General features: G+C 67.4%; 9 protein-coding genes and 2 pseudogenes. 2 read left to right on the top strand and 9 right to left on the bottom strand.

The window, feature by feature from the left end; genetic code table 11:
• The 9 genes and pseudogenes from AC08OQ_RS12775 to AC08OQ_RS12735 all read right to left on the bottom strand — a co-directional run.
• On the bottom strand, positions 1-311 hold a 311-nt coding region (locus tag AC08OQ_RS12775), incomplete at its 3' end, for a hypothetical protein (RefSeq protein ID WP_476612069.1).
• 6 nt (positions 312-317) lie between these two features.
• Positions 318-1,196, bottom strand: a pseudogene (locus tag AC08OQ_RS12770) (ATP-binding protein); the annotation flags it as partial.
• 12 nt (positions 1,197-1,208) lie between these two features.
• On the bottom strand, positions 1,209-2,291 hold the full coding sequence (locus AC08OQ_RS12765; protein ID WP_476612068.1) for an RNA-binding domain-containing protein: 1,083 nt from the start codon (positions 2,289-2,291) through the stop codon (positions 1,209-1,211).
• Positions 2,288-5,836, bottom strand: coding sequence for a BREX system P-loop protein BrxC (gene brxC, locus AC08OQ_RS12760; protein WP_476601920.1), 3,549 nt, complete (start codon positions 5,834-5,836; stop codon positions 2,288-2,290). The genes AC08OQ_RS12765 and brxC overlap by 4 nt, the downstream gene beginning before the upstream one ends.
• Positions 5,837-5,851: 15 nt before the next feature.
• A complete protein-coding gene (locus tag AC08OQ_RS12755; RefSeq protein WP_476612067.1) occupies positions 5,852-6,073 on the bottom strand; it encodes a BREX protein BrxB domain-containing protein in 222 nt (73 codons plus the stop codon).
• A gap of 250 nt (positions 6,074-6,323) precedes the next feature.
• Positions 6,324-6,890: a BrxE family protein gene (locus AC08OQ_RS12750; protein ID WP_476605316.1), complete on the bottom strand. Its 567-nt coding sequence runs from the start codon at positions 6,888-6,890 to the stop codon at positions 6,324-6,326.
• Between the two features lie 289 nt (positions 6,891-7,179).
• A complete protein-coding gene (locus AC08OQ_RS12745; protein ID WP_476602086.1) occupies positions 7,180-8,244 on the bottom strand; it encodes a zinc-binding dehydrogenase in 1,065 nt (354 codons plus the stop codon).
• Entirely contained in the window at positions 8,232-9,449 is a 1,218-nt protein-coding gene (locus tag AC08OQ_RS12740) for a DHA2 family efflux MFS transporter permease subunit (RefSeq protein ID WP_476602088.1), read from the bottom strand. Before AC08OQ_RS12740 ends, AC08OQ_RS12745 begins: the two co-directional genes overlap by 13 nt.
• Complete coding sequence (locus tag AC08OQ_RS12735; protein ID WP_476605317.1) at positions 9,450-9,680, bottom strand: hypothetical protein; 231 nt, start codon at positions 9,678-9,680, stop codon at positions 9,450-9,452. It abuts the gene before it with no gap.
• Positions 9,681-9,737: 57 nt separating this feature from the next.
• On the opposite strand from AC08OQ_RS12735, the gene AC08OQ_RS12730 reads away from it, so the two are divergent.
• Entirely contained in the window at positions 9,738-10,253 is a 516-nt protein-coding gene (locus AC08OQ_RS12730) for a MarR family winged helix-turn-helix transcriptional regulator (RefSeq protein WP_476602084.1), read from the top strand.
• A 139-nt stretch (positions 10,254-10,392) separates the two neighbouring features.
• Positions 10,393-10,646: pseudogene (locus AC08OQ_RS12725) on the top strand (hypothetical protein); the annotation flags it as partial.

The following is a 10,646-nucleotide window of genomic DNA, read 5'->3' as shown; positions in this document are numbered from 1 at the left end:
AGTACTAGGCCGCGTCGCTCCAGCATCTTGAGCGCGACGAACCGGTTGAGGGTGGTGAAGGCGGCGTCACGGACATAATCCGTGACCGCGTCGGCGGCCGACATGCCGGCCGCCTGCTTGTGGCCCAGCGCCGCCATGATCCGCTCCCGCTGGAAGACCTGCCGCGGGTTCAGGTGCGCGCCGGGTGCCTCGGCCACGGCGTCGCGGCGGATGTCGAACTGGCCATCGAGCTGAAAGGCGAAGTCCTCTTCCAGAAGCCGGCGCGCCCGGCACGTCGCCGATTCGATGGCGCCCCGTGTCTGCTTGTCCACCCTCGACTACCCCTTGTCCCCACTGGTAGCGCCCGGCTCCGTGCCCTCGGGCGGTCGCTCCTCCCGGCGTAGCCGGTCCACGACGGCGACGCTGGCCGTGAGCTGCTCGCGCAGGCGCGCGTCGACGCTGAGAACGAGCGCGGCGCGCAGGTCATGTTCCGCGCGGTCGAGGTAGGAGTGGAACTCCTGCCATGCCCGGGCCCGGGTCGTCGGTGCAGCTTCCGGGTTTCTGGCCATCTCACGGCATCGCCGGGCCATTCCGCTGAGCGTGTCACCACGCAACTGGAGCATGAGCGGATTGCTCGCCCACTCCGGGCGGGCCAGCAGCTGCCCGTCAAGAAGGGAGAAGGCCCGTTCGTCCTCGGCTGCCCGCCGCAGCGCCAGAACGATCCGTCGCACCGTGTCTTCCTGCAGCCGGCCGGTGGCGGCGCGGTCAAGCAGGTGGATCGCAATGCGTCGACTCTCGTCGGTGGCCTGCTCCGACCCGACGGCCTCGCCGAGGGCCAGCAGCACCTGCGATGGCAGCCCGTCGAGTTCGTCCAGGCGCGGGCTGGCCCAGACGGCGACGGCGGCTGGGTCCCGCCTGGCCTGGTGGACCTCGGCGAAAAGCTGGACGGCACGGAAGTTCAGCGGGTCCCGGTCCAGCACGCCCTCGACCTGCGACCGTGCCCGTTCCAGGTCGCCGAGGACCAGCGCCTGCTCGGCGGCTCGCAGGTCGCGCAGGATCGCGTGCCGCGGGTGGGCCGGCAGCGTGACGACCACCCGGATCTGATCGGCATCGAAGACTGGCGGCGGGTTGCCCTCCTCCCGCATCGCCCGCAGGATCGTCGGGATCCCCTGCCCCTCGCCCTGTGCGAGCTGTAGGCGGGCGAAGAACCAGGCGAGGGCCTGGTTTCGTCACTTTGGCGGGGCGTTCCCCGCCCGCAGTGCCTCAAGGTCGACGCCCGTCGGCAGCGGGCCTGGAGACGAGACCTCGATCCGGTCCACGAACACCGTCAGCCGGGTCGGGTCGACCAGCTCGTAGTCCCGATGCGCCAGAGCGTTCCCGAGTGCCTCGTAGAGCGCGCTCGGCGGGTACTTGATCGTGTTCGGCGCTTTCGGGTCCGTCTTGTCAAAGGCGGTGTACGACTGAACGTCGAGCAATTCGGTCAGCCTCAGCGCCTGCTCGACCAGGTTTCCATCCAGTTCGTGCCGTTCCGCGTGCCGGTCGGAGCGGTCAGTCCCGGGATAGATCGAGAACATCGTAACCGCACCCGGGATGAACCGCTGAGGATTGCGGCCGAACAGCAGCACGGCGAAGTTCCGGGGCCGCAGGACGCCGGTCAGCGGCTCGGCCACCAGCAGCGGTGGGACGAGCGTGCTCAAGGGGTAATCCGGGGAGAGATAGGGCGCTACGCCCTGCTCGGCGGAGAATCGGCCCATCCGCTGCAGGAACTCCCGCAGGGCGAGAAGGTCGAGGTCGGTCTCGATCGCGCCGTTGCACGGCCGGCGGTCCCAAGGCTCCAGAGCGCCTTTGCGGACCAGAAGGTCCTTGAGTGTCCCGTTGCGGGCCTCACGGGTTTCCCGGCTCACCCGGACGTAGTGCTTCGCGCCGTCGTTGCGCTTGCGGAAGGTGTGCGCGCTGCCCGTCGCCGGCTGTAGGAAGACCAGGATCCGTAGGCGTGGGTCGTCGGTCTCGATCTCCTCTACGAGGGGGGTGATCGGCGGCGAGACGTTCGTACGGCAGAGGCCAAGAACGCTGCCTTCGATCTCCTTGAATTTGTTCGCTGTCAGCCCGATCCGACGCAGCCGCGGAAAGCCGTGCTCGTCCTTTTCTTCCCGCACCCCGCAGACGACGTAGCCGCCGCCGAGGTTCTGCAGGTCGTTGGCGAAGGCGGACAGGGTGGCCACCACGTTGTCAGGGTCGGCGACGTTTTCCTTCCACTCGGTCTGCTCGTTCTCCCGTCTGGCCAGCTCCTCAAGATTCACCAGGCCGGTCATGAGACCACGACCTTCTTGCCGGCCCCGATCAGCCGAGCACATTCCTCCCGAAGACCCGACAAAGCGGCATCGAGCTGCTCCTCGGTCTCGATGCCACCGCTGAAGTACGCCCCGACACGGACGGCCGCTAGCCGGTCGCCTTCGATGATCCGCTGCAGTCGCTCGATCGCCGTCTGTAGCCGCGTCTCGCAGGCGTCCCGCTCCGAGCGGAGCAGAGAGATCGACGCGTCGGACGGGAGCGGCTTCGCGCCGGCGATGAGCGGTGCGGCGATCTCGGCCCGCACGTCTTCGTCGACCTCGAACCAGCCCGGCTGCGCGGTCAGCAGGTCGAGCGCCTTCGCGTAGGCGTCGACGCGCGCCTGCTGTGCGTCGTCGAAGCGGCGCTCGTACTCACGCTCGATCGTGCGGGAGTGCTGGGCAATTGCGGGCAGGTCGCGGAAGAAGGTCTCCCGTGCGAACAGGTCGCCGAGTTCGGTAGCGCTCGACTCCAGTGCTGGATCAACGCCGGCCTCGTCCCTGAGTAGTGGCCAGGCGATCTCCAAGGCCCGTCGGGCCCGCCCGAGGTCGGCCAGCCGCGGCTCCGTAAGGGCCTGGCGCAGTTCGCCCGCGCGGACTATTGCCTCCTTGATGGCGCGATAGCTGGTGTTGAAGGTGGTGATGGCGTTCTCGGTCGAGCCGTTCATGATTGCTTTGAACAGTCCGAGCGCGTCCTCGAGCATCGTCTCGCCGGGCAGCTGGTGGCGAACCAGCAGGTCGCGGGCTACCGAGACGGAATCATCGTGCCTCCCGACCGCGGCGCCCAGTTGCTCGGCGACCCGGCTCTCGTTGACCTCGGTGATGTCCTCACCAAAGGTCTCCTGGAAGTTTCCCACCGCATCGACGAGCTCGTCCTCATCAATTCCCTTGCGCGGTCGGAAGGACGCCTGACGAAAGAGGTTGTTGTTGTCGAGCGTCTCGCGGGCGTCGATGCTGACCGCGGAGTCGATGACCCTGCCCTGGCTCGTCGCGTCGATCTTCTCCGCTCGCAGCAGGGACAGGACGAGTAGCCGGACAACCTCGAACTCCCAGCCGAACGGCTCCTTGGCGAACTCCTCGGCCAGGTACCGCCCGGTCGCGGCCTCCCCGTAGCTGGTCCGCGCCTCAATCTGGGCGAAGACTGTCTTCAACGGGTCCATGTCAACCTGGAACACCGGTTTGCCCTGCTCGTCGCGAAGCAGCCGGAGGGCGGTGAAGACCCCCGGCAGCCCGCGAAGATCGTGCGCAGTGAAGAGCGCCTCGACGCCCTTGCGTGCGTCGGCGGCCTTGATCGGCGCGTCCTTGAACCGCTCGAAGACGTCGGGGAGTGCCTTCTCAAGGATTTCCGCCGCTGCCCGGCGCACATCGCCGCGGTCGCCAGGAGTCCGGTCGTTGCCGCGGAAGTAGACTGGCCCCGCGAGGCAGGCCGTCCGCAACCGGCGGCGCAGCTCCTCTTGGTGGCGTCGCTGACGCTGCCGCTCCTCGGCCATCAACGCTGCCGTGTCCTCACCCCGCGCCTCGCGTTCCTTGCCGCGGAGCATCTCCTGCGAGCGGAAGAGCTCAACGGCTTCCCGGTCGATGGCATCGCTGAGAGCGACCACCCAGAAGACCTTCTGTCTCTCTATCTGGCTGCGGGCCCGTAGCTCGGTCGCCTCCGCATCGAACTCTCTGCCTTCCTGGGCTAGGTGGAAGTGGAACACCAAGTTGCCGTCTAGGACCTCCCGGCCGTAGACGGCGAGGCCGGCCTTGAAAGCACGTGCATCCTGGAGGCGGTACGTCGGCGTCGGCTCCCAGAAGGCGCGCAGGACATCGGCGTAGAGGCGGTGGGTGTCGGCTGGCGATGGACTGATGCCGTTGCGCACCCGCTCCCAGTCATCCTCTGCCGGCGTCGGGATGCGGTAACCATCGTCACCGAGGCGGACCTTGTGTGTCTCGACGAGCTCGACGAGCGCCTCCCGTACCGAGGCGAGCGGAGAGTCGGCCGTGACGTCGGGCAGCAACGCGGCGGCGATGTTCTCCTGCGTGCGGTGAACGGTACGCACGTATTGGAGTAGGCAGATGATCTTGGCTACGGCCTGCGCCTGGGGGTGGCGCAACTCGTGGGCGATGGCGGTGATCTTCGCCCTGATTTCCGAGCCGATGTTGTTCTCGACCAGGTCGTAGACCTGGTCGAGGCGCACCAGATCGCCTACCGGCCTGTCAGCCAGCCTGACATCCGGGTGGATCAACAGTTGCTGGGCGAGCTTGATGATGGTCCGGTTCGCGCCACCGACGTGCCGGCTCGCCCCGCCCTGGGTACGCAGGCCGGAGACGATCTGGATGATGAGGTCGATCTGGTAGGGCAGCAGCGGGTACAGGCTGACGAACGCGTCCCGCGTCAACTCGGGCAACGTGATGTCGGCGCGCAGCTGGGTGAGCGATTCGAGGCGGCCCCGGTGCTCGTCGAAGAGCGTGCCGAGGCTGTCCTGGGCGGTCGCGTTCTTCGCGAGCACCCGGCGGCTGGTCACCTCGGAGATGTCGGACGGCTCCAGGTGCACCTGCAGTGGGAAGCGATCCATGAGGCGGGCCAGCTCGATCCGGTTGCTGTCCAGGCCGCTGACCAGATCGGTCAGTTTCTCCTGCGAGGTGATGACCAGCCAGTGGCGGCCACGCCCGCGAACCCCGAGGCTCTGCACGATCGCCTGCAGGTCCAACATCTTCTGGACGTCGCGGGCGACGAATTGGCCGACCTCGTCCACGACGAACATCAGGCTGCGTCCCGGCCTACGCCGGTTCATCAGTTCGGTCGCGCGCTCCGCGAGCCGGCGGGGTGAGACATCTGTCCGGCCTCGCACAGCACGCACCCAGGAGTCCGCTTCGGGGTAGGTCTCGGGCTCCAGGTCGTGCATGACCCTGCTCGCCTGGCTCAGGGCGAAGGCGACCTTCCCCTTCTCCTTGTTCCACTCCTTGCCACGAAAGATCTCGCGATACGTCTCGTCGAAGCGGTCGAGCCGGCCTTCGCCCTCGAGCGAGATCTCCAGCTCGGAAAGGTCCAGGTCCTTTGCGTAGCCGAGGCTCTGCAGGAAGAGCCCGTACATGATCTCGGTCAGAGTCTGGTTGCCGCTGCGGATACCGCGGTCCGTGGACACATCGAAGATGACCGCGTGGGTGGGGATCCGTTCGTTGATCAGTCGCAGGAGCGTGCGGATTCGGTTGTCACTGTCGAACTTCCGCGCGAACAGCTCGCCGGCAGGATCGCCAGCGACCTTCCGATCCTCGATCGACAGGCCGAGCATCTTCGCGAAGCTGGACTTACCGGAGCCGAAGAATCCGGAGACCCAGACCGCGATCCCCTCGTGCGGCTTGTTCGGCGTCTGCTCGTACGCATCGAAGATATCGGTGTAGTGGCGGCGGATCGCGTCGGTGACGACGTACTCGTCGATCTCCTCGCGGAGGATCTCGTCCGCGGCCTGGTCGACCTTGATGACCTCCTCGATCCGCCGGTCGATGTCCCTGGCGAAGAGGCCTCTGATGGTCTGGGGCGTGGTCATCGAGAGCAGTCCATCTCAGAAGATCTTGGGTCGGTAGTTGTGCTCGGCGTCGAGCTCGCCCATGAAGCGCAGTCCCGCCGGCCCCTCCCGGTGGCCTGGGTAGAACAGCACCGTCGGCACATGCAGCCTGCCCTTGAGCTGTTCCAGCAGCGAGAAGGTCCGGTAGGCAGGAAACAGCGCACCCGTCCGGCGGATGAACACGACAGCAGCAGTGGCTTCCACTCGTCGAGCGGGCAACCAGCCTGCGCTAACATCACCAGGGGCTTGTCCTGGGCGTCAGGTTGGAACCGCCGGTTGAGCACCTTGGCGACGTCGCGCAGCCAGGTCAGACTGCTGGCACCGATCGTGTTCCGGTTGCGCAGCCGGTCGAGGTTCTCCCGCTTCGACACGGTGAAGTCCCAGCCCTTAAAGACACCGTAGGTCTCATTGATCATCGCGCCCTTCACGACAGTGAACGAGGAGACGACCTGCGCCCGGGACGGGAGCGTCATGTGGTGGCCAGTTCATAGGCGAAGGGGACGACCAAGTTACCGATCTCCCCATGCCCGAAGCCCAACGCTAGCAGTCGGACGTCGTTGTCAATGCCGGAGAACGTAGCTGGCAGCTTCACCGCGCGGGCCTCCGCGGGACGACTCAGCTTCTCCGTGGCCGCTAGGTCCTTCGCACCAACCAGGCCCAGGGAACCCAAGGTCTCGGCCAGGCTTCTGTCGCCGGGCGACGCAAGCTGTTCAAAGAACGGGGACCAGGTCTCGGCGTGGTCGAGCCACTGCTCCCATCGCGCGTCGAACTCCTCCTCGATCGTCGCTGGAAGGCGCCAGAGGGTGACGCCGCCCGGCGGGTTGTAGATCTCATCGCACCGGTGCACCGCCAGCGTGAACACCGAACGCGCCTGTGCGAACCGATGAGTCCGAGGGAACCCGCGCCGCAGCGTCGTCACGCCCCGCTTGCCCAGCTGACCTCTGGAGTTCCACCATCGCGCGCCGTCCATCTCCCCGAAGCGCGCGACCACGAGCCGCAGCCGCAGCAACAGATCGAGATCGATACCGCGCGCCATCATGACATCGCTACCCGGCTGGATGGCCTACCGGCGCAGCCATGCAGCGCACGACCTGCGCCGACACTTGGCGACATGGATACGACCCCCTCTAGCCAACCCAGCAAGCCCCGATCTCATCAGCCTAGGGCACCGCTGAGGATGGTTCGGCGCGCGTCCCCATAATGATCGCCAGGTTTGGGGTCATCCAGGACTTTGGGAACGAGTTGACCTGGCTGGGAACCGCCCGACGCAGAGGCACTCGTCGGCCACCTCATGGAGCCGGGAGGGCGCAGACGTCCCTGCGTTGTCAAGTGGCCGCAGCAGCGGGTGGGCTGGTGCGCGGGATGGCGTTGTAGATCTCGCGGGCGATGTAGCGATTGAGACAGCGGACGATCTCGCGTGGAGTTTTGCCTTCGGCGAGGCGTCGTTGCTGGTAGGCACGGGTGCGGGGGTCGCAGCGCAGCCGGGTGATGACGATGCGGTGCAGCGCGGAGTTGGCCTGACGTCGCAGGGTCCCGATCACGGTGAGCCGAAGCGCCTCGTCGACGAGGGCGAACAGCTCGTCGCTGGTCGCGCCGATCGCGCCGAGGGGCACGATCGTGACCTGTCGTGTCGCGGCGTCGACCTGGTCGATCGTGCCCCAGCGCCCGTCGGCGGCGCCGTGGGGCAGATAGCGGCCTCCCGGGCGTACGAGCGGGAACAGCGTCTCGGTCATGGTGGAGCCGATGCCGTCGAAGACCACGTCCACACCGTCGGGCGCCACCCCGCCGAGTTTCCGTTCCCAGGCGACGTCGCGGTAGTTCAGGATCTGGTGGGCGCCGAGAGCGCGGGCGTGGGCGAGCTTCGTATCGTTGCCGGCGAGGGCAACGACCCGCGCGCCGCTGGATACGGCGAGCTGGACGAGGAGGCCGCCGACGCCGCCGGCGGTCGCGGTGACCACGACGACCTCGCCGGTGCCGGGGTGGGCGGCCCGGTGCAGCCCGACGGCGGTGCGGCCGTCGGCGAGCACGGCGGTGGCATCGGCGGACGTCAGCGACGCGGGGACGCGGTGCAGGTCGCCGGCTCGGGCCAGCGCGGCGGAGGCGTATCCGCCGGTGCCCCCGGTGGTGGTGACGACCCGTGCGCCGAGCCAGGCCGGGTCGACGTCCTCGGCGACGGCGTCAATGGTCCCTCCCACTCCGTTGCCGAGGACGGCGGGAAAGGCGACGCGCGGGCCGAGCGATGTGCCAGCGCGCAGCTGGGTGTCGATGAAGGTGATCGCGGCGTATTCCACCGCGACCCGGACGTGCCCGGGGCCTGGTCGTGGGTCGGGCAGCTCGATGGGTCGCAGCACTTCGGGGCCGCCTGGACGGTCGGCGATTACGGCGCGCATGACGCACTCCTGGGGTCTGTTACAGAGCCTGGGTGCCTGACCTGACGGCCGGGTAGGAGAGCGGCCGCGACGAGCGTCACGGCGGCGAATCCGAGGGTCCACCAGAACGTGGTGGTGAACGCGGTGTCGACTTCCGTCCCGGCCGCGGCGGTCTGGCTGTCGAGGATGAGCGCGACAATGACGGTGCCGAACGATGCGCCGAGTCGTTGCCCGACGTTGGTCAGGCTGGTTCCTCGTGCGATTGCGGAGGGTTCCAGGTCACGGTAGCTCGCCGCCGCGACGGCGACGCCGAGTGAGCCCAGCCCGGCACCGAGAAGGAAGATCGCGATGGACAGTACCGCGATGGCGGCGCGTGAGCCCATCGACGCGATCAGGGCGATAGCGGCGCAGGTCACGAGCGTGCTGAGTACGGTGATCCCCCTGGAGCCGGTCCGGTCCGCCCATCGTCCGGTGACCGCGAGTGCGAGCATCGTGCCGAGTCCCTGGGGTGCCAGCAGGAGGCCGACCTCGGTCTCGGAGAACCCGTGGACCCGCTGGTAGAACAACGGCAGCAGCAGCATGGGCCCATACAGGCAGAGCCCGAACAGGAACATCGCCGTCGTGGCGACCGCGAACGACCTCCGTCGCAGCAGGCCGATGTCCATCAGTGCCCGATGGCCGCGCCCGCGGGCATGGAGCACGAAGCCGCTGAGCAGCAGCAAACCCGCCGCGATCAGGACGCCGGGCGTAACAGCCGCGTCGCTCTCGCCGGAGACCGTCGACAGCCCGGCAAGGATTGCCACCGTCGCGGGGGTCAGCAGAAGAACACCGACCCAGTCCAGGTGAGCGCGACCGTCGTCCGCGGCCACCCGGAGGTGGCGATGGGCCAGGATCAGCGCCGCGACGCAGATCGGCACGTTGACGAGGAAAATCCACCGCCAGCCACCCATGCCTAGAATCAGGCCGCCCAGGATCGGCCCAAGAATCGGAGTCAGTTGGCCGGGGATGCCTACCAGTCCCATGACACGACCGATTCGCCCTGGTCCGGCCGCACGCGCGAGGATCGCCTGCACCAGCGGCAGGACGAGACCACCACCCAAGCCCTGGATCACCCTGAACACGATCAGGCTCTCAATCGACCACGCCAGCGCGCACAGCACCGAACCGAGCAGGAACACCCATATCGCGCCGAGCCAGACACGTCTGCCACCCCATCGATCGACCAGTCAGCCCAGCAAGGGGATCATCGATGTCATCGCGAGCAGATAGCCGCTCGTGGCCCACTGCGCCACCGCAACCGTCGTGTCGAACGCACGTGTGAGGTCCTCGATGGCGATCGCGACGATCGTCGTGTCCAGCAGCGATGCTTCCGCGCCGACCAGCAACACGGCCACCAGCCGAAGAAGGTCGCGATTCAGCGGTGGCACCTCCGGCGAGCCGGACTTGATTGCTGGCATGCCAACAATCTAGCGGAGGTTTGCTGGCATGCCAACAAAGGATGGTAGGCTGACGCCATGGCGGAGGTGCCGCACACTCAGGACGCGGCGGCGCGGAACCGCGAACTCAGGCGGAGGCACGTCGGCACGACCATTGACGGCGCACCGCTCGGCTCGCTGTTCCTCCAGGTACTCCGGGTCCACGGCCGACTGGGCGAGGACCTGCTGCGACGCGCCGGCGTGACCGCGCCCCACGAGATCGTGCTGCTCTACCTCGAGGAGCGCGGACCTGTCCCCCAGACCGAGCTGGTGCACTACCTCGGCCGGGATCGCTCGACGGTCACCGCGACGCTCCAGGCCATGGAACGCGCCGGCCTCGTCACCCGAGACCCTTCACCCGACGACAGGCGCACTATGATCGTCAGTCTTGCTCCGCGCGGTCGCGACCTCGCCCCCGCCGCCCGCGCGGCGTGGCACGAGCTCGAGCAACACACCATCAGTCGGCTCACCGTCGCCCAACACGATCAGCTCGTCGCCTTGCTCACCGTCGTCCGTGACACCCTCAACGACGTCGTAGACAGTCGAACGAACTGATTGTCCGTGGGCGCGGCGACCGCCTCGGTGACACTCCGTATCAGACGCGGAGGTCCGTGCCTACCGGCCGCAGGAGATCCGCGTCCGATCTTGAGCGCAGCGCTGGATCGCGCCGGGCTGTCATCCATCCAGGCCATACGTGGAGGCACCCGGCCGAAAGATCGAGATTATCGACAGCCATGCGGACTGGCTGAGCGTCTCCTGGCTGCCCTCCTACGCCCCAGAAATCAACCCGGTCGAAAACGAAATCCACTACACACGCGACACGGCCTGGCACGAGGACGCCAACCCCACCTACACAGGAAACACCAACCACACCCTCGCGAGCTTCCGGAACCTCGCCCTCGGAGTAATCCGCCTCAACAAGATCAGAAAGACAAAGGAAACCCTTGA

It is taken from the genome of Frankia sp. CcCS3 (genome assembly GCF_977927575.1).
The sequence above is the reverse complement of the archived record's forward strand: the minus strand, read 5'-3'. Positions and strand labels throughout refer to the sequence as shown.

Coding starts and splice junctions, on each gene's coding strand:
- AC08OQ_RS12750 (WP_476605316.1), bottom strand. CDS start 6,890: ATGGCGCGCGGTATCGATCTCGATCTGTTGCTGCGGCTGCGGCTCGTG.
- AC08OQ_RS12730 (WP_476602084.1), top strand. CDS start 9,738: ATGGCGGAGGTGCCGCACACTCAGGACGCGGCGGCGCGGAACCGCGAA.
- AC08OQ_RS12745 (WP_476602086.1), bottom strand. CDS start 8,244: ATGCGCGCCGTAATCGCCGACCGTCCAGGCGGCCCCGAAGTGCTGCGA.
- AC08OQ_RS12735 (WP_476605317.1), bottom strand. CDS start 9,680: ATGCCAGCAATCAAGTCCGGCTCGCCGGAGGTGCCACCGCTGAATCGC.
- brxC (WP_476601920.1), bottom strand. CDS start 5,836: ATGACCACGCCCCAGACCATCAGAGGCCTCTTCGCCAGGGACATCGAC.
- AC08OQ_RS12765 (WP_476612068.1), bottom strand. CDS start 2,291: ATGACCGGCCTGGTGAATCTTGAGGAGCTGGCCAGACGGGAGAACGAG.